Here is a 20,128-nt window from a genome sequence, read left to right on the forward strand (position 1 = left end):
ATGAAGATGAATCCTGAAGTTGTTATGATTGGATTGGGCTATATTGGTCTTCCAACTGCAGCTTTAATCGCCCAAAGTAAAACTTTTGTTCATGGAGTTGATATCAATCAAAATGTAGTCAACACCATAAACGAAGGAAAAATCCATATTATAGAACCAGATCTTGGATCTGCAGTTTCTCAAGCTGTAAAAGGGGGCTATTTAAAAGCCGACACTAAACCTGTTGCAGCAAATACCTATTTAATAGTTGTGCCGACTCCTTTTAAAGCTAAAAATGAACCTGATATCTCTTTTGTTGAGGCAGCAACTAAATCGATTATTCCTTTGTTAAAAGAGGAGGATCTGTATATCATCGAATCGACTTCGCCAATCGGTACAACCGAAAAGATGGTCGATCTAATATATCAGGAGCGACCAGAATTGGAAGGAAAACTAAATGCAGCCTATTGCCCTGAACGTGTTTTGCCTGGTAATGTGATGCATGAGTTAGTTCATAACGATAGAGTAATTGGAGGGGTTGATGAAAAATCTACAGACAAGGCTATAGACTTTTATAAAGAATTTATTAAAGGTGATTTACACCGTACGAATGCACGTACTGCAGAAATGTGCAAGTTGGTAGAGAACTCCTCTCGCGATGTTCAGATTGCCTTTGCTAATGAGTTATCCCTAATTTGTGACAAAGCAGATATTGATGTATGGGAACTCATCAAGCTGGCCAATAAGCACCCTAGAGTAAACATATTACAACCAGGCTGTGGAGTAGGTGGCCATTGTATAGCAGTGGATCCTTATTTTATTGTAGCAGATTACCCGATGGAATCAAAAATTATAGGAGCGGCCAGAGAAATCAATAATTATAAGTCATTTTGGTGCGCAGAGAAAATTCAAACCGCTAAGTTGGAATTTGAATTAAAACATGGTCGTAAACCTAGTATTGCTATCATGGGGCTCGCGTTTAAGCCAAACATTGATGACTTAAGAGAATCTCCTGCAAAATACATAGCACAGAAAGTACTTCAAAATGCTAATAACGAAGATTACTACATAGCAGAGCCTAATATCGATTCTCACAAAATCTTCAAATTGACAAACTATAAGGATGCAGCTAGAAAATCAGATATCGTTGTTTTTCTGGTTGCTCACGATGAATTTAAAGAGTTAGATCTAGTAAATAAGGTAATCCTAGATTTCTGCGGAGTAACCAAATAGATAAGTTTATATTGAATTGAAAAGAAAAATCAAAAATATTTTTAATAACTCTGATTTCAATGAACTTTTGTCTAAAGGGCTATCGTTTTTACTGATTCGTATAGTGGGTACTCTTTTAAGTTTTGTATTTACAATCTACGTAACAAATAAGTTCGGAGGAAACTCATGGGGGTTAATAGCCTTGGGTTTTTCAATTTTTACAATCTTAAGTATTTTTGGAAGGCTAGGCTTAGATTCTAACTTAGTTAAGTTTTACTCCCAAGATAAAAATTTAAACGATACGGGCGTTTTTTATAGGTCTTGGGTTAAGGCTTTTTTATTTTCTTCTCTGTTAAGTTTCATAATACATATTTATGACGAAACCTTAGTGAATAAAGTTTTTCTAGAACCCAAACCTGAATTGTTACCTTACTTAGATTGGCTCTTACCTTCTATTCCATTTTGGTCAACTGTATTTATATCTGCAGCTATTATGCGAGCTAGGAAAATGAATAGAGCATTTGCTTTTTATACTCTTGTGGGTAGGTTTGGAATTTTACTGCTAATTTTATTAGTGTTAGCACAAGAGAGTTCTGTATTTGTAATTAAAGTACACTTTTTTGGCCTTGTTTGCTTATCTCTGATTAGCTTGATTCATAGCTCAATTGTTCTGAATAAACCTAGCTTCAAAACAAATCAAAATAGCTGGCTATTTGTTAAAGAATCATTTCCAATGATGCTTAGCAGTTCTATTTTAGTGTTGATGAGTTGGATGGATACTTTTGTAATGGGAGTATTTCAAGATGAAAGTGAAGTTGGTATTTACAGCGTAGCTGTGAAAGTCACAACATTGGCAACATTTAGTCTACAGGCAATCAATTCTATTCTAGCTCCGAAAATTGCAAAAAGTTATGCCGAAGGTGAAGTTGATAGTTATTCTAAATTAATCAAATTATCAACAAAATTAAATTTTTTGATTACCATCATAGTTGTTGGACTTATTGTCACCTTCAGTCCTCTTTTACTTGGATTATTTGGTAATGGATTTTTAGCTGGAACCTCTGTATTGATTATATTATGTGTGGGGCAGCTAATTAATTCTATGTCTGGGTCTGTAGGGACTGTTATGCAAATGACAGGCAAGCAAAACACTTTTCAAAATTTGATGGTATTAGCGCTCTTTATAAATCTAGTATTGACATTATGCCTTACCCCCATATACGGTGGTAACGGTGCAGCAATATCTACGGTGGTCAGCATGATTTTTTGGAATATAACAGGTGCAGCATATCTTAAAAACAAAGGAATACAAACCTATTTCAATCCATTTAAAGATTTTAAATTTAACTTTTAATAATAATAATAAATTGATATCAGTAAGATATCTAAACTCATAAAAGTATTTACTAACACCTAAACATTAATTATGATTAAAAACACCTTCCTATTTTGTTTAATACTTGTTGCAACTTCATGTTCGAAGCCTGATCCCAATGAAAAACTAAAAATAAAATCAAAAGATAAAATCGAAAATGATTTCAAAGATATAGATGAAGACAGTGTTTATGATAGTGGAGTAAGTGATAGGTTTAAAAAATCGTTCATAAATAGTAATGGTCTATTTTTTGATGATTTTGAAACCTTACCAAAGCATACAAGTCCAAAAAGTCACGAGGGAAGAGAAAACCTGATAAGGTATTCATATCATTCTGTTGTAGAAAAAGAGAATTGGGGGCCTAAAAATAATTCTGTAGAAATTCATAAAGAAGACGATAGTAATTATCTGAAATTAAAGTTATCGCCAGGTCAAGAACACAAAAAAATAAAGGGCTACAGAACAGAACTCACAATACAACATGGCAACCCAAATCAAGAAGAAGAGTGGTACGAGTGGCGATTCATGATTCCTAAAGATTATAAACTTGACGAAGAAAATATTGGGAGAGAAGTTACCATCGTCCAATATCACTATGTGAAGCCAAAAGGCCAAAGTAGAGTTTTAGTAGGTCCAACTATCAATTTTACTTATTTAGAACAATACGGTAAGAATATTTTAATATTAAGGCATGGCATAAAGGGTCAGGATAATGCAAAATATGAAGGATTCGACTGGAGTATTGTTGCGCTAAATGATAACATTAAAAAAGGAAAATGGTACACTGTAAGGGCTAATATCAAATGGAGCCTTAATAATCAAGGCTATATTGCAGTATGGTTAAATGGCGAACCTTTTACGCCTTTTAATGGTGTGAATAATAAAGTGTTTGGTACCAACATATACAATACAATAGAGAATACATTTAAATTCGGCTATTATAGATACTGGGATAATTCCACCCCAACATCAATTTACTTTGATTACATAGTCAAAACTAGAAGCTTTGAAGATTTAACAGGTAGAAAACCAACCTCTTAAGAACTATATGGTGTTAAACATGATTATAGGTATCTTAACAAAAAAGATAAGATCTTAAAAGAAATTGAAAAGAGATAAACTAGGCAAAATTTTGTTTTTTCAATAAGTTACTAAACGAGTTTGATAGGTAAACTATCAAAACGATAATTAATCCAATGAAACACATATTTATTACTGGATGTCCAAGAAGTGGAACAACGATGCTTGGAAGTATACTTGCAAGTAGCGATTCTGTTATTGTAACACCAGAATCTCATTTTTTTAATGACTTTATTTTCAGTCATCTATCAGAGCTATCCTCATCAGCCAAAAAAATGAAGATGGTCGATTATTATAACAATCATTACAGGTTTAAGCAATGGGGAATAAATGCAAGTCATATTCGTAATTTGCCAGAACAAGTTACATTGTCTTCTTATCCAAAAGTCATCGAGGAGACGGTCAAACATTACGCAAAAAACCATTCAAGTCATAAGATTACTGATACTTATATTAGAATTGATCATACTCCAAGTAATATTAAAGATTACAAATTGTTAGGTTCACTTTTTCCAGATTCTAAATTTGTTTACATTGTAAGAGATCCTCGAGCAATATATGCTTCTATTAAAGATTTAGACTGGGGACCTAATTCTGCTATGAAACTCAGTCAACTTTGGATCGAATATGTTGCTGCATACTTTGCTTTAAAGAAGATAGACTCAAGTCGAGTTTTTTTAATTAAATATGAAGACTTGCTTGATAAGCCGGATATTGCTTTAAAAGATTTATGTGAATTCTTAAAACTTCAATATAGTGAAAGCATGTTTTCAAATAATAGCTCTTTTAAGCTTCCTAAGTCAACCTTTTCTCAACATTCACTTGTAGGAAAAGCACTAGATAAAACTAGAATAGATAAGTGGAAAAAAGAACTTAACTCAAAAGACATAAAGATCATAGAAGCGTATTGTGGATCTTCACTAGATTCTTTTGGATATATCAATTTTATCGGAGGTTATTATCGATTAACCAAGGAAGATAAACTCATGAGTTATGCCAAAGAACTGTATCGTTACATACCTAATAAGTTTAGAAAAAAAAATAGAGAAAAATAGAAGCTAGCCTAGTGATTATGTCAACAAAATATTCCTATACTATCACCTTATTAGCGCTCTTGATTTTTCATGGATGCAAACCTAAAACTGAATTGTATCTGGAAAGAGGCTTAGATATTTTGAGTAATGTTAAGGAAGTGGAATTTAATATATACCGAGATGTTGTTATAGAGGAAATTGGAGTTATTAGGGATCAAAAAGAAGAGACTAAAACATTAGTATTCAAATTAAACGATAATATTGATAAAGAGGATTTTGGTAACAATAAAGTCATTGGAGTGACTGTTTGGATTGTTGATAAAAACAATAATGAAAGAAAAGAAAACTGGGATTTCAAACCTGAGCTTGTTGAGGCAAAAAAACATAAATATATTTTAAAAGAAATTAAGGTTAAAGAAGATAGAATAAAAAAAATGAAAATATATGCTTATCAGCTAATCGATGGTGAAAAACAATTAATAGGCTCAACGATTTCTCTTGACAAAATTTACACATATAATGACTAAAATAAATTCTAAAATAGCACTTGTTACTCCCTTAAAAGACGAGATAGATAATATTGATAACTTTTTGTCTTCTCTTAAAAAACAGAGTATTAGCATTCATACATTGGTTATTGTAGAGAATGATAGTACAGATGGTAGCAAAGAGTATTTAGATAAAATAAAATCTGTTGAAAATATTGATCATTTTCATGTTGTCAGCATGAAGTTTGAAGACAAAACTTACAGGGTGGGAAAGAAATATGCTACAATTATTGATAAAGGCTTTCAATTTTTGAAAAATAGATCATCGTATAACGAGTTAGATTTTATTGGTATTTTAGATTGTGATGTTTTTCCTAAACAAAATTATTATGAGAAATTAGTTAGTTTTTTAAAAAATAATCCTGATGTAGGTATTACTAGTGGATTAATTTATACCCAAAATGGGAGGCAGCATATTGCTAGTCAGAACTGGGTTAGAGGTGGTTGTAGAATTTGGAGAAAAAAATGTTTTGATGAAGCGGGGTACCAAATTGCATTTACGGCAGACACAGTTTCAGTCGCTTTGGCACATCTTAAAGGATGGAAAACTAAAACCTTAAAGTCTGCTAAAGTGATTTCAAGAGAGGTGGATGTTCGCTTTTCAAACTCATCTGAAAAGGGATACCATGCCTATTACAGAGGGCACACTTTATTTTACATGATTTTACGATCTATTTATATAATTTTAATAAAAAGAAAATTCAAGACTGGATTTACTTTATTGAAGGGTTACGTCCTTAGTTTTATGAATAAGCGTCCTAGAATTGAAGATAAAACGTTAAGAACATATTTTAGAAACTATATGCTTAATAAGATAACTAAAAAATATACATAGTGAATATCAATGTTCTTATTACATTTATCTGTTTTATTTTATCCGGCTTTTTTCATCAAGGGCTTTATATATTTTTCCCTGCTCTAACCTTTTTATATGTTATTTATCAAAAAGAATCTAAAATCTACATTAATCCCATAAGTAAAATATATCTATATTTTGTTATTGTTGCTGTTGTTTTTTTTGCTTTACAATCTATTTTTTATCAAGATATTAAAATCTTCTCAATAAAAGGGTGCTTAAGGTATACTGCTTATTTTTCCTTTGCAGTATTTGCGTCATATTTAAGTCAGAATAATATCAAGTACTTATTTGTAATGTTCTTGGTTTATTTCATTCTTACACTTCCTATGAGTTATTTTCAGATAGTTAATTTTGAGCGTTATAAAAATATAATTGGCCACTCTAATCACTTAGCCTATGTGCTTTCAATGCTTATTTATTTTTTAGTATTTCATAGGCCATTTAAAAATAAAATTATTAATATATCGTGCATAATATTACTTTTTATCTCACTGATCCTGACAAAGTCTTCTGGAGGCCTTTTAGTTATTCTTGCATTATTAGCATACAATGGACTAATGTCAAAAAGGATATCTTTGATTAATAAAGTGTTATTTCTTAGTCTTCCAATTGTTGTTTTTTTTCTTGCGATCAATCTTTCCGAAAAAATTGCATTTCAGTTTGAGTCTTTAAATTTTTTAAATTGGAATTTTATCCAAGATAGAGCAACCCAGTTTTCAGTAGACGGTGTTGTTAGGGCAGGGGGACATGGGTCTTTTATTTGGCGGATTATTTATTGGTCCGCTATAGTGTATGAGTTTTTAACTGAGTCTATATTAAAAATTATGTTTGGATTAGGAGTAGATCATTTAACTCAAGGAAATATGCCATATAAATTCATGAGTCAAGATCCACATAATGATTTTGTAAAAGCCCTTTTGGAATTTGGAGTTTTAGGATTCTTATTATTTACAAGCTATTTTTGGAGAATTTATAAAGTTTTGAGGAAAAATTTTAATGTCATAATATTGATGATTATACCTGCTTTCTTTGGCAACCCAGTTGTAAATTTTTCAGTTAGTATTGTCTATATTTTAATTTTGATGTATGAATATAAAAAAGTTGATTTCAAAGTTAGCTAATCTTTTACTGATCTTATTTGTCTTATTTACTGTTCTTCCAATCAAATTGAACTACAGCAGTTTAGCCATTATTCTATTAATACTTTTAGGTATTGTAAATTTATTTTTGAAAAATGGAAAATCTCCTCATTCCAAAGACTTCTTTATATTCATAATATCTATTCCTCTTGTGGTTTATATTTTTGGCGTGTTAAATACTTCAAATACAAATTATGCTTTGGGATTTCTTGGAAAAAACCTAAGCTTTATCGCTTTTCCAATTATATTTTTTAGCTTAGGCAGATACGTCAACAAATCTTTAATACTCAAGCTTTATTTGTTAGGATTATTTTTCACTAACCTCTATTTATTGTATTTGTTTTTCTACTATTTTAATTTTGGATTGCGTTTTTATAAAATTGTTACATTAGATATATACCACTCAACCTATTTAGGCATGTATAATCTACTAGCCTATTGGATTTGTATTACTCTATTTATGAAAAAGCTTAATAAGTTATATTTTATTTTAGCTGCATTTTTTTTAATATCTGCTATTGTTACTTCAGCAAGAATTATTTTTTTAATAGCGATTGTATCTCTTTTAGTTACCCTTTTTTATTTTATTAGGTCAAAATGGAAAAGGATTGGTGCAATGCTTTTGATAGGGGTTTTTTGCATCATAGCATTGCTTAGTATTCCCTCTTATACACAGAAATTTAACCAATTTTTAGAGTTAGATAAAATTAGTTTTGATAAAAGTAATTATAGAAGCTTGTCTTCAAGGTTTGGAAAATTAGAAGCTTCAATAGCAGTTTTAAAAGATAATCTTTGGTTTGGAACTGGGACAGGAGACGCCAAAGATGTTTTGGTTGAGGAATATAAAAAAATGAATTTTACGATGGGATATAAGAATAAATATAATCCACATAACCAGTATTTAGACAATTTAACAAGAAATGGAATAATTGGCGGGTTATTATGTTTGCTCATTATTTATGGTTTGCCTTTTTATATTGGAATAAAGCAAAATAATTTATTATTTCTTGCCTTTGTAGTAATTGTCTCAATAGTAAGCTTAACTGAATCAATTCTAGATACACATAAAGGAATTACTTTTTATACATTTTTTGCATCATTGTTATTATATTTTCAACTAAAAAAAATAAATCATCGTATCAAGTAGTTGACTAAATTATCATTACTAAAAAAGATTAAATTAATTTCAATATTTAATTTGCTGATTTCAAATATACCCTATGGGAAGAATACAAATGCTTAATTCATATATAGATAATTTAACGATGTTGCAAAGCTTGAACCTAATAGATCAGGCAGTATCTGATGGGAAGCATATCCATCATTCTGTAGTCAATGCTGGAAAAATTGTTTTAATGCAAAAGGATGTTCAGCTTAGAGAAAGTGTAAATAGTGCAGATATCATTAATCCAGATGGACAAGCAGTGATTTGGGCTTCCAAGTTACTAGGAAGGCCTTTAAAAGAGCGCGTGGCCGGTATAGACCTGATGGAAAATCTTGTGGAATTAGCCCATCAAAAAGGTTATAAAATATACTGTCTGGGAGCGAAAGAACAAGTTGTATCAAAAGTCATTGAAAAATATAAACAGAACTATTCTAAAGATATTATTGCAGGCTATAGAAATGGGTATTTCTCTAAAGAGGAAGAGCCTGGAATAGCAAAAGATATTGCAGAAAGTGGTGCTCAGATTCTTTTTGTAGCCATCAGTTCCCCTAAAAAAGAAAATTTTTTATATGATAATAGGCAAGCCCTCAAGAGTGTTAACTTTATTATGGGTGTTGGTGGAAGTTTTGATGTAGTGTCTGGCTTAGTAAAGCGTGCTCCAGAATGGATGCAAAATATTGGCTTGGAGTGGTTCTATAGATTTATTCAAGAACCTAGAAGGATGTGGAAAAGATACCTCATTGGGAACTCTAAATTCATCTTTCTAACTTTCAAAGAAAAATTCAAGAATAAACCTTGAAAGCTTTAAATTTGCAATTATATTAAAATCAGTAAACCCACTTTATGAAAATAGCTGTAATAGGCACAGGCTATGTAGGTCTGGTTACCGGAACCTGTTTAGCCGAAAATGGAAACGATGTTCTTTGTGTCGATATCGATAAAAACAAAGTCAACCAAATGAAAGCGGGAGTGGTTCCTATCTACGAACCTCACTTAGATGTTTTATTCGAAAGGAATATTGAAGCTGGCCGGTTGAACTTTACAACTGACTTAAAAGAAGGTTTAGATTTTGGCGAGGTGATCTTTCTAGCTTTACCGACCCCAGAAGATGAAGATGGCTCAGCAGATTTAAAGTATGTTTTGGGCGTAGCCAAAGAAATTGGAGAATATATTACCTCTTATAAAGTGATTGTAGATAAAAGCACGGTTCCTGTTGGAACAGCAGATTTGGTAAGAACGACCATCGAGCAAGACTGCAAAACTGAATTTGATGTGGTGTCCAATCCGGAATTTTTAAGAGAAGGTTTTGCCGTCGATGATTTTATGAAGCCGGAGCGAATAGTCATTGGTTCGAGTAGTGAACGCGCTACCGAGGTGATGCAACGTTTGTATCAGCCGTTTGTAAGGTCTGGAAACCCAGTGATTATCATGGATGAAAAGTCGGCAGAATTAACTAAATATGCTTCGAATTCCTTTTTAGCGACCAAAATTACTTTTATGAACGAAATCGCCAACTATTGTCAAAAGGTAGGAGCAGATGTTGATAAGGTAAGAATAGGCATGGGAACCGACTCCAGAATTGGAAAACGATTTCTCTTTCCAGGTATTGGGTACGGCGGGTCTTGTTTTCCAAAGGATGTAAAGGCACTTCACAAATCGGGAAAGGATATCAACTACGATTTTAAAATTTTGGAGGCTGTGGTAGAAGTCAATGAACATCAAAAAACAATTCTTTTCCCAGAAGTTTCTTCTTATTTTGATGATAATTTGGAAGGAAAGACCATCGCGATTTGGGGCTTAGCGTTTAAGCCTGAAACTGATGATATTCGCGAAGCTCCCGCTTTATATATGATCGATAAGCTTTTGGAAGCCGGTGCTAACGTAAAGGCTTTTGATCCTGAAGCCATAGAAAATGTAAAAGAAAAATATGGGGATAAGTTACAGTATGGAAAGGATATGTATGAGGTTACAGAGGGGGCGGATGCCTTGCTGATTTGTACCGAGTGGAGTATCTTCAGAACTCCAAATTATGACTTATTAAAGTCCAATCTAAACAACCCAGTTATCTTCGATGGGAGAAACTTATATCCAACGGTGGAGTTGGCTAAACAAGGGATTCATTACATTTCTATAGGGAGACAAAAAGTATAATTGATGAAAAAAGTTTTAAACACGAGCGATGATCTTGCTTAAAGTCGACTCTGCCAAAAATTCTATTGATAAGATAAACTGCACAATTTAGGAATCCAATTCCTAAATTGTGCAGTTTATCTTATATTTGTGTATGATTTCAAGAATAGCAGAAGCAGAACTTATTAATTTGTCTCAACAATATAAGGCCATAGCAGTTATTGGCCCTAGGGAGTCCGGTAAAACAACTTTAGTAAAATTAGTATTTCCAGACAAACCCTATGTGAATTTAGAAAACCCAGACATGAGGAATTTTGCTTCTGAAGATCCTAAAGCCTTTCTCGATCAATTTTCTAAAGGAGCTATTTTAGATGAAGTACAACGCACACCAGAGCTATTTTCTTATTTACAGCAGGTACTAGATGAAAATGACCAAACCGCTCAATTTATACTTACAGGCTCCAATAATTTTTTACTACAGCAAAGTATTACTCAAAGTTTGGCAGGCAGAGTTGGGTATTTAAATTTGTTACCTTTTTCTTTATCAGAGGTTGAGAATTTGGCCCCAACGAAAATTCATGAATTGCTTTTTAAAGGATTTTATCCTCCGTTATACGATAAACCATTTGAAATTCAAAAATGGTTATCAAATTATATTAGTACTTACATAGAGAGAGATGTAAGGCAATTGCGAAGTATTGAAAATCTTGTTGTTTTTGAAAAATTTTTGAAATTATGTGCAGGCAGAGTGGGGCAACTGTTAAATAAAAATACTTTGGCAATGGAAACAGGAGTCGATAGTAAAACAATTGAATCCTGGATAGGAGTATTAGAAGCAAGTTTTATTATATTCAGGTTACAACCTCATCATAAAAATTTCAATAAACGAGTGGTTAAAATGCCGAAATTATACTTTTATGATGTAGGTCTAGCGAGTGCGTTATTGGGCGTGCAAAAAGCAGAACAACTAGAGTTTCACCCTTTCAAAGGAAGTTTATTTGAAAATATGGTGATCGTCGAACTATTAAAACAAAGATTGAATAAAGGAAAGTTAAATAACTTGTACTTTTGGAGAAATAGTAAGGGCAATGAAATTGATATTATAATAGATAATTTTGATGAGTTGATCCCTATTGAAATAAAATCGGGCGAAACAATTACCAAAGATTATTTTAAAGGCTTAGACTATTGGAATAATTTAACTGGCTTAACTGGGGGCAGGGTTATATACGGAGGAAGCCAGTACCAAAAAAGAAGTCATGGTGTAGAAGTCATTCCTTTTGCATCATTAGCAGAAATTAATAATAGATAACATGAAAAAAGTTTTAATAACAGGGGCTGCAGGATTCTTAGGATCACACCTCTGCGATAAGTTTATAAAGGAAGGTTTTAAGGTTATTGGCATGGACAATCTTATCACTGGTGATCTAAAGAACATAGAACACCTTTTTAAACTTGACACCTTCGAATTTTATCATCATGATGTAAGTAAATTTGTCCATGTTCCTGGAGATTTGGATTATATTCTTCATTTTGCCTCTCCAGCGAGTCCTATCGATTATTTAAAAATCCCTATCCAAACCCTTAAAGTGGGTTCACTAGGAACCCATAATTTGTTAGGTTTAGCTAAAGCTAAAGGAGCTAGACTTTTGATTGCTTCCACTAGTGAAGTGTATGGTGATCCTCTTGTCCACCCTCAAACTGAGGAGTATTATGGAAATGTAAATACCATAGGACCTAGAGGCGTTTATGATGAAGCGAAACGGTTTCAAGAATCTATGACCATGGCCTATCACAGGTTCCATGGTTTGGAAACTAGAATTGTTCGTATATTCAATACTTACGGTCCTCGTATGCGTTTAAATGATGGTAGAGTTATTCCTGCCTTTATTGGTCAAGCTCTACGGGGAGAAGATCTTACTGTCTTTGGAGATGGCTCTCAGACCCGTTCTTTCTGTTATGTAGATGACCAAATAGAAGGAATTTATAGTTTATTGATGAGCGATTATGCAGAGCCTGTAAATATTGGAAATCCTTATGAAATTTCAATTCTAGACTTTGTTCAAGAAATTATTAAACTAACAGGAACTCAACAGAAAATAATCTTTAAACCTTTGCCAAAAGACGATCCAATGCAGCGTCAACCTGATATTACTAAAGCTAAAGCCATTTTGGGCTGGGAGCCAAAAGTAGATAGGAAAGAAGGGATGCGTCTTACATATGATTACTTCAAATCTTTAAGTGAGGACGAGTTGAAAAAGAATGAACATAAAGATTTCACCTCTCATAACAGGAAATAAATGGCAAGTAAATCAGGACGATATTCAAATTATATAAGACCTGCATCTTACTTTATAGATATAGTAGTGCTTCTTTTTTTCGCAGCTCAGTTTGATTTAGATCCGATTGTTAACGCTACATTTTTTTCTTATATCATAATCACTTGGATTTTGCTTTCTATTAAATCCAATTTCTACGAGATCTATAGGTATACTAAAGTCACTAAATTGGTTTCGCTTACTTTTTTACAAGGGATTATTTTTGCTTTAATCGTTTTTGCTTTTTTCGGCTATTATTTTGAATATGGGCGAGAGTCAAATAGGATTTTTCTTTATTTGGCAAAATCATTTGGTCTTATTTTTTTTATTAAGCTTTCGCTTCACTACTTCTTAAAATATTACCGAAAAGACTTAGGAGGTAATTATAGAATTACTGTTATTATTGGAGATTCACCTAAAACAAAGCAACTTAAGGAATTCTTTGAAAAAACTCCAGAATACGGTTACAAATGCTTAAAAGTGTTTAATTTGACCGACTCAAATATGCAGCTGACCGATATTTATGACTATATCCTAAAAAATAAAGTTGATGAAATCTATTGTTCGATGGCCGAAGTTGACAATATTCAACTCAATCAAATTGTAAATTTTGCAGACAATAACCTTAAAGTCCTCAAGTTTTTACCAGACAATAAAGACATCTATTCCAGAAAGCTCAACTATGAGTATTATGGATTTTTACCTATCTTATCTTTAAGACAAATTCCTTTTGACGATCCGCTCAACAAATTTTTGAAGCGTTTTATTGACATTATCATCAGCTTATTGGTTCTTGTTTTTATTCTATCTTGGCTAACTCCTTTGTTAGCTATCATCATAAAAATGGAAAGTAAAGGAGCTGTATTTTTTAAACAGAAGAGAAACGGACTAGACTATAAAGAATTTTATTGCTTTAAATTTAGGTCCATGAAGCCTAATCCTGAAGCTGATTTGCACCAGGTAAGTAAAAACGACAAGCGCATTACCAATGTAGGTCGCTTATTACGTAAGACCAGTTTTGACGAATTGCCCCAATTTTACAACGTTCTGCTGGGAGACATGAGTGTGGTGGGCCCACGTCCCCACATGGTAAGTCATACGCATATGTATGCTGAAAATGTAGACAAATTTATGGTTAGACACTTTATTAAGCCTGGGATCACAGGCTTAGCTCAGGTGAGCGGTTATAGAGGTGAGGTTGAAACCGACCAAGATATCATCAATAGAGTGAAATACGATATTTTTTATCTAGAAAACTGGTCTTTATTGCTAGATATAAAAATCGTGATCCAAACGGTTTTGAATGCTATTAAAGGTGAAAAAAAAGCTTACTGATGAGATAATACTTGATTTTCAAAATTTTCAAATTGTTTTTCTAAATCAAATTCCCTAAAACTAATATTTAAAACTTTTTGTTTTGAAGGCAGCTTTACATCACCATTATTTATTTGTTCTATAACTCTTTGAAGTTCTTTATAATTCGCTTTTCGAATTGAAATCCCCAAGTTTAAATTAGAAACTAATTCAGCACCTTCACCATCAGAAAAATATATTATTGGCAGTCCTAACTTAGAATATTCAAATATTTTAGAGGGCACAGATCCATATATTCTGTTTTTTAATGGGATAAGGGTAGCATCATAGTCTTGAAGTACACTGTGTAGTTTTTCTCTTTTTAAGCTACCATGATAAAAAATTTGACTTTTACTCTTACAAATTTTATCAATCTCAGACTCCTTCGGTCCGTTACCATAAATGTGAAACTCGGTGTCTTTAGGGAAATCTATTTCATTGCAAATAGACTCAATACCTTGGGCGAGTCCTAAAAGACCTGCATAAACTATTTTATAATTTTTATTATTCTTTTTCTTTACGGAAAGAGCTTCAAAATCGGGAAAGTTTCTATAAAGAAAAAGGATTTTGTTCTTAATTGAAATCGTATTGCTTACATGGTTAAGAATTTCATTTGATTGTCCTACAATTATATCTGAATTTTTATAGATATAAGTCTCTAGGGTTAATAAGATATTATAGTAAAATCCTTTATTTAAAATTCCCATTTCCAAACCTGCCAGTGGCCACAAGTCTGATACATTAAGTATAATCTTTCTACTTTTGATTCTGCAGCTCAAAACAGCGATGAAACCTACAATTAAAGGTGAACCTTGGATGATTACTTTTTTTGGAACGTTATTGAAGAGGATATATTGAAATAGTACAATAGCAAAACTTAATGAAGATAAAAGCCTTAAAAATTTATTAGAAGAATTACTAGCATAAATAAATAGTCTTTTAATCACTATATTTCCAATAAATTCTTTTTTACTAAATAGCCCTCTATAGTCGTCATAAACTCTTCCCTCAGGATAGTTTGGAAGAGGACAAATGACACTAACATCATAACTATTATCTGACAATTTTTTTGCTAAAGAATAGATTCTATTAGAGGCTGCACCCGATTCGGGTGGGAAATAATTACTTATGATGAGGATTTCTTTTTTCATTGAATTGGTTTAGCATGCAAATTTAAAATTATGTCTGATGTATAAGCTACTTTGACAATAGGCTTACACGCTTTTGAATCATAAATTTTATTTGTCGATAATACAAAAAATAAAAGCCTGTTAATTGAATACTAATTTTTATAAAAAAACTATATTGCCTCAACCAATATAGTCAATGAAATTCATAATTCCAGCCCTTTTTTATCTGTTTTTCAGCCTACAGTCTTTAGCTAGCAATCCAAAGATCGATAGCTTAAAAACAACATTATCCTACACTAAAGTGGACACTATTAGAGTCTCTATTTTAAATCAAATAGCTACAGAATTCATATACATAAGCTATGATAGTATTCTTCCATATTCTCAAAAAGCCCTTAATTTATCCGCTGAAATCAACTTCCCTAAAGGAAAAGGCTTAGCTCTAAAAAATCAATCTATTTATTATTTCTACGCGGGGAATCAAGTTGAAAGCATAAATAAAATTGAGAAAGCTGTTCAATTGTTTAAAGAAATAAAAGACGATTTAGAACTAGCAAAAGCCTACCAAAGCTATGGAGTGCTCTTAAAAAATCAAGGAGACAGCAAAAAAGCTTTAGAAAAGTTTAGTTTATCGATAAACTTTCATCAAAAAGCAGATAACCAACAAGGCGTTATAGATAATTTAATAAACAACGGTAATATTTATCAAAATCAGGGCGATTTTGATAAAGCTCTGGAAACCTTTCAGAAAGCTAAAAAATTCAATAGTAAATTAAATGACCTGAATTCTAAAGCAAGTATTCTTAGTGGAGAAGGACTAATTGCAGAGAAAAAAGGAGATTTTGATGAGGCTATCCAAAAGCTAACGGAAAGTCTTGAGCTCTTTAAACAGCTGGATAATGAAAGGCTTATCTGTGGAATGTACAACAATCTTGCAAACATTTCTAGAAAGCAAGGAAACTACCTAGAGTCTATAACTAATTTTGAGAATGCTTTAGTTTCTGCCGAGAGAATGAATAATCCTCGTCTACAAGGCATTATTCTCAACAATCTTGCTAATGCTTATCTCGACATCAACGATGATGACAAAGCCGGCACTTTATATAAACGAGCTATATCAATAATTAAGGATTTAGACGAATCTACTTACGCCAGTTTATTAATTAATCTATCGATAATTCAGACCAATCAAAAAGAATATGAGTTTGCACTCAAATCCTTAGACTCCTCTTTAACTATATTTAGAGAGCAAGGAAGCAAAGTTTATATTGTGAATAATTTATTCAACATTGCATACAATCACCTTAAGCTTAATAATTTACCAAAAGCAAAGGCCTATTATGAAGAGGCTAGATCTATTGCTGAAGAAATAGAAGATCAATATTCTAGTTTGTTTATTTACAACGGGCTTGGGGAAGTTTACTTAAAGGAAAATAAACTTGACTCTGCTTATTATTATGCTTCGAAAGCTTTTTCAATATCCAAAGAAATTAAAGCATTACCAGAAGAATCTTCGGCTGCAGAACTTCTCTACAACATTTCCAAATCAGGCGGCAAACCTGAAGATGCTCTAAAGTATCTTGAAGTATTTAATAAGCTAAAAGATAGCTTGTTCGATGATGAAAAAAGTAAGGCTCTTGGTATACTTGAAGCAGAGTTAGGATTCAAAAGCCTCAAAGAGCAACTTGAACTAGAAAAGCAAAATCAACAATTAGAAAATGAAGCAAAAGTTAACCGAAGAGAAACCTTAATTTTAGTCTTGGCTTTTGCTTTTTTAGCTCTAATTATAGTTATAATATTACTACTTAAAATTAGAAAAAATAAGACTAAAGCCAATGTTCTTCTCAATCAAAAGAATAATGAGATTGAACTTAAAAACCTGAAATTGAAGGAGTCCAATCTTCAGAAAAATAAACTGTTTTCGATTATCTCTCACGACCTCAGAAGCCCCGTTAATAGTCTGAGTCAAATATTTGATATGTATGCAGCACAACAAATTTCTGACGAAGAATTTAAAGACTGGCTTCCGGAGGTAAATAAAAATATAAGTTCCACTCGATTGCTTATTGATAACCTACTCAATTGGGCAAGTGAAACCTTAAATGAGGCACAGGTTGAAAAATCCACATTTCTTTTAAATCCAGAAGTCAACAGTCTCTACGATTTGTTTTATTCTCCCTTGAGAGAGAAAAATATCCAATTTGAAAATAAGGTAACCGAGGATTTCAAAATTTATGTAGACGTCAATACCTTAAAATTAGTGGTAAGAAACTTAATTTCCAATGCTATAAAATTTTGTAATGCTGAAGATAAGATTTCAATTTCAGCAACACATTTCGAAAAATTTGATAGAATTTGTATCCAAGATACAGGAGTAGGGATGACAAGTGAAGTGGCTAAGCATTTGTTCAGTAATAGTTCTATTACTTCTTCTTTAGGCACCAATAAAGAAGAAGGGAAAGGAGTCGGCTCAGTATTGTGCAAAACATTTATTGAAGAAAATGGAGGGAGGATTTGGGTAGATTTCTCTGAAGTAGGAAAAGGAACACGTATTTGTTTTGAAGTCCCCACCCAACCCAAAGAGCAATAACCCCATCTGTTTTAGCAATTATTTATAACCACTCTTGAGTTTGCGACGTCTTCAATCCTTAAATTTGAAGAAACTTAAGTGCCATGCAGAATTTCACAGCGACCTATACAGATTTGTACCAAATAAGTATGGCACAAGTTTACTTCCAAAAAGGCAAACACAAACACAAAGCCATTTTCGACTATTTTTTTAGAAAACTTCCTTTTGAGGGCGGCTATGCCATCTTTGCGGGTTTAGAGACGGTGTTAGAAATTCTAGAAGATTTTCAGTTTTCAACGTCAGACTTAGATTATTTAAAAGCTCAAGGTTTAGATCCTGAATTTATTAAGTACCTCAAAGACTTTAAATTTAAAGGAACTCTCACCAGCACCAGCGAAGGTGATATTGTGTTTCCAACCCGACCAGTCCTTCAAGTGGAAGGAAATATGGTCGAGGCCCAGCTTGTAGAAACCCTTTTACTCAATATACTCAACTTTCAAACGCTTATTGCTACCAAGGCAAGTCGAATAAGAAAGTCTGCTGGAGAAGCCACACTTATAGATTTTGGAATGCGGAGAGCCCAAGGTACAGGTTCCTATTATGCGTCACGAGCGGCATTTATAGGAGGCTTTGAGGCCACAAGTAATGTGGTTGCAGGTAAGGATTTTAATATCCCTATTTCTGGGACCATGGCCCATTCCTTTGTCCAAAGTTACGATGATGAATTAACCGCCTTTCGGGATTTTGCCCAAAGCCATCCCAACACCACCGTATTACTCATCGACACTTACGATACGCTAAAAAGTGGGCTACCCAACGCTATCACAGTTGGTGAGGAAATGGAATCCAGGGGCGAAAGCCTTAAAGGTATTCGTCTAGACAGTGGAGACTTGTCCTATCTCGCCAAAAAATGCAGAAAAGCTTTAGATGAGGCTGGACTTCATGAGGTAAAGATTGCCGTATCCAACCAACTAGATGAGTACGTGATCAAAAGTTTAAAAGAACAAAAAGGACCGATCGATGTTTTTGGCGTGGGGACCAATCTCGTTATAGGAGATCCCGATGCTGCTTTAGATGGAGTTTACAAGCTTGCCTTCGCTAATGGCAAACCCAGGATAAAGCTTTCGGAGAACTTGGCAAAATTGACGATGCCGCACAAAAAGCAAGTTTATAGAATAAGAAATTCTAAAGGAGAACTTGAAGGAGCAGATGCTGTCACCTTAAGAGAAGAGACAGAGGCACATCACATGAATCATCCTTTCGATCATTCCAAATCTATCACCTTCAACAATTGCAGTTCAGAAGCTTTGTTGCATCCTGTCATGGAGAATGGAAAGCGCCTACATGCACCTAAAACTCTTACAGAAATTAAGACCTATTCCAGAAAGCGACTTGCTGAATTTACTGAGGAATTCCAAAGATTCCAAAATCCACACATCTACAAAATCGGAATATCCGATCAACTTTTGGAAGAGCGAGATCAATTGAGAAATCACTATAAAAATAAAAACTCATGAAAACCTTACTTATCGTCGATGCTCAGCTCGATTTTATGCCAAGTGGAGGCTTGGCGGTCGAAAACGGAGATCAAATCGTATCTCATATCAATTTGGTTCAGCCCCAATACGACTTGGTTGTAGCAACTCAAGATTGGCACCCACAACACCATATAAGTTTTGCCTCCAATCACGACAATTATAAGCCGTTTCAAAAAAAAGATATCGATGCCTATCGGCAAACCTTATGGCCAGACCATTGTGTACAAGGGGATAAAGGTGCAGAATTTCATCCCAATATGAGAACCAACTGCATCGAAGCAATTTTTCGGAAAGGGACCGATCCCAAAATTGATAGCTACAGCGCTTTTTACGATAACCATCATACAAAATCCACTGGTCTTACAGGATATCTCAAAGACAAAGGCTGTAAAACCATAGATATCTGTGGATTGGCTGGCGATATTTGCGTGTATTTCACGATCAAAGATGCCCTCACCGAAGGCTTTCAAGTAAGAGTTTTAGAAAAAGCAACGAAGGCCTTGGACCAAGACAAATTCAATCAGCAGAAGGAAGAATTGGAAGCAGAAAGGGTTGTATTTTTATAATTTATGCTGAATTTACTGCTGCTAGTTTAGCTGTTTAGCGATATTCAGTTTCGGTGTTAACGTTCACTTTATCCAGCGCCTTGGTTGTAGAGTTTCGAGTAAAGTCGGCGTAGAAGATTGATAAAACTTACTT

17 protein-coding genes are annotated in these 20,128 nt (G+C 33.2%); 16 read left to right on the forward strand and 1 reads right to left on the reverse strand.

Going from position 1 to position 20,128, the window contains the following annotated elements:
• Positions 1-6: 6 nt before the first annotated feature.
• The 13 genes from wecC (at position 7) to PGOND44_RS13370 (ending at position 14,174) form a co-directional block, all read left to right on the forward strand.
• Positions 7-1,212 (forward strand): UDP-N-acetyl-D-mannosamine dehydrogenase, encoded by a 1,206-nt coding sequence (wecC, locus tag PGOND44_RS13310; protein ID WP_040556181.1) that lies wholly within the window; start codon positions 7-9, stop codon positions 1,210-1,212.
• 16 nt (positions 1,213-1,228) lie between these two features.
• Complete coding sequence (locus PGOND44_RS13315; RefSeq protein WP_003443679.1) at positions 1,229-2,545, forward strand: flippase; 1,317 nt, start codon at positions 1,229-1,231, stop codon at positions 2,543-2,545.
• 72 nt (positions 2,546-2,617) lie between these two features.
• Positions 2,618-3,607: a heparin lyase I family protein gene (locus tag PGOND44_RS13320; RefSeq protein WP_003443680.1), complete on the forward strand. Its 990-nt coding sequence runs from the start codon at positions 2,618-2,620 to the stop codon at positions 3,605-3,607.
• Positions 3,608-3,762: 155 nt separating this feature from the next.
• A complete protein-coding gene (locus PGOND44_RS13325) occupies positions 3,763-4,701 on the forward strand; it encodes a sulfotransferase family protein (RefSeq protein ID WP_003443681.1) in 939 nt (312 codons plus the stop codon).
• Positions 4,702-4,718: 17 nt separating this feature from the next.
• Positions 4,719-5,207, forward strand: a complete 489-nt coding sequence (locus PGOND44_RS13330; protein ID WP_003443686.1) for a hypothetical protein — start codon at positions 4,719-4,721, stop codon at positions 5,205-5,207.
• On the forward strand, positions 5,200-6,063 hold the full coding sequence (locus PGOND44_RS13335) for a glycosyltransferase (protein WP_003443697.1): 864 nt from the start codon (positions 5,200-5,202) through the stop codon (positions 6,061-6,063). Before PGOND44_RS13330 ends, PGOND44_RS13335 begins: the two co-directional genes overlap by 8 nt.
• Positions 6,063-7,208: an O-antigen ligase family protein gene (locus tag PGOND44_RS13340; RefSeq protein WP_003443700.1), complete on the forward strand. Its 1,146-nt coding sequence runs from the start codon at positions 6,063-6,065 to the stop codon at positions 7,206-7,208. The genes PGOND44_RS13335 and PGOND44_RS13340 overlap by 1 nt, the downstream gene beginning before the upstream one ends.
• Complete coding sequence (locus tag PGOND44_RS13345; protein ID WP_003443701.1) at positions 7,174-8,373, forward strand: O-antigen ligase family protein; 1,200 nt, start codon at positions 7,174-7,176, stop codon at positions 8,371-8,373. The genes PGOND44_RS13340 and PGOND44_RS13345 overlap by 35 nt, the downstream gene beginning before the upstream one ends.
• 73 nt (positions 8,374-8,446) lie before the next feature.
• A complete protein-coding gene (locus PGOND44_RS13350; protein WP_003443704.1) occupies positions 8,447-9,190 on the forward strand; it encodes a WecB/TagA/CpsF family glycosyltransferase in 744 nt (247 codons plus the stop codon).
• Between the two features lie 44 nt (positions 9,191-9,234).
• The gene (locus PGOND44_RS13355; RefSeq protein WP_003443707.1) at positions 9,235-10,542 is read left to right on the forward strand and encodes a UDP-glucose dehydrogenase family protein; all 1,308 of its coding nucleotides are present in this window, start codon (positions 9,235-9,237) and stop codon (positions 10,540-10,542) included.
• A 133-nt stretch (positions 10,543-10,675) separates the two neighbouring features.
• Positions 10,676-11,833, forward strand: coding sequence for an ATP-binding protein (locus tag PGOND44_RS13360; RefSeq protein WP_003443709.1), 1,158 nt, complete (start codon positions 10,676-10,678; stop codon positions 11,831-11,833).
• A gap of 1 nt (position 11,834) precedes the next feature.
• The gene (locus tag PGOND44_RS13365) at positions 11,835-12,821 is read left to right on the forward strand and encodes a UDP-glucuronic acid decarboxylase family protein (protein WP_003443712.1); all 987 of its coding nucleotides are present in this window, start codon (positions 11,835-11,837) and stop codon (positions 12,819-12,821) included.
• Positions 12,822-14,174, forward strand: a complete 1,353-nt coding sequence (locus PGOND44_RS13370; protein WP_003443715.1) for an undecaprenyl-phosphate glucose phosphotransferase — start codon at positions 12,822-12,824, stop codon at positions 14,172-14,174.
• Here PGOND44_RS13370 and PGOND44_RS13375 read toward each other — a convergent pair.
• Positions 14,168-15,343 (reverse strand): glycosyltransferase family 4 protein, encoded by a 1,176-nt coding sequence (locus tag PGOND44_RS13375; RefSeq protein WP_003443718.1) that lies wholly within the window; start codon positions 15,341-15,343, stop codon positions 14,168-14,170. The genes PGOND44_RS13370 and PGOND44_RS13375 overlap by 7 nt on opposite strands.
• A gap of 175 nt (positions 15,344-15,518) precedes the next feature.
• Here PGOND44_RS13375 and PGOND44_RS13380 point away from each other — a divergent pair, with 175 nt between their 5' ends.
• The 3 genes from PGOND44_RS13380 (at position 15,519) to pncA (ending at position 19,995) form a co-directional block, all read left to right on the forward strand.
• A complete protein-coding gene (locus tag PGOND44_RS13380) occupies positions 15,519-17,912 on the forward strand; it encodes a tetratricopeptide repeat protein (protein ID WP_003443725.1) in 2,394 nt (797 codons plus the stop codon).
• 83 nt (positions 17,913-17,995) lie between these two features.
• The gene (locus PGOND44_RS13385; RefSeq protein ID WP_003443729.1) at positions 17,996-19,408 is read left to right on the forward strand and encodes a nicotinate phosphoribosyltransferase; all 1,413 of its coding nucleotides are present in this window, start codon (positions 17,996-17,998) and stop codon (positions 19,406-19,408) included.
• Complete coding sequence (gene pncA / locus PGOND44_RS13390; RefSeq protein ID WP_003443732.1) at positions 19,405-19,995, forward strand: bifunctional nicotinamidase/pyrazinamidase; 591 nt, start codon at positions 19,405-19,407, stop codon at positions 19,993-19,995. Before PGOND44_RS13385 ends, pncA begins: the two co-directional genes overlap by 4 nt.
• Positions 19,996-20,128 lie beyond the last annotated feature (133 nt).

This window comes from Psychroflexus gondwanensis ACAM 44 (assembly GCF_000355905.1).
Taxonomy (GTDB): domain Bacteria; phylum Bacteroidota; class Bacteroidia; order Flavobacteriales; family Flavobacteriaceae; genus Psychroflexus; species Psychroflexus gondwanensis.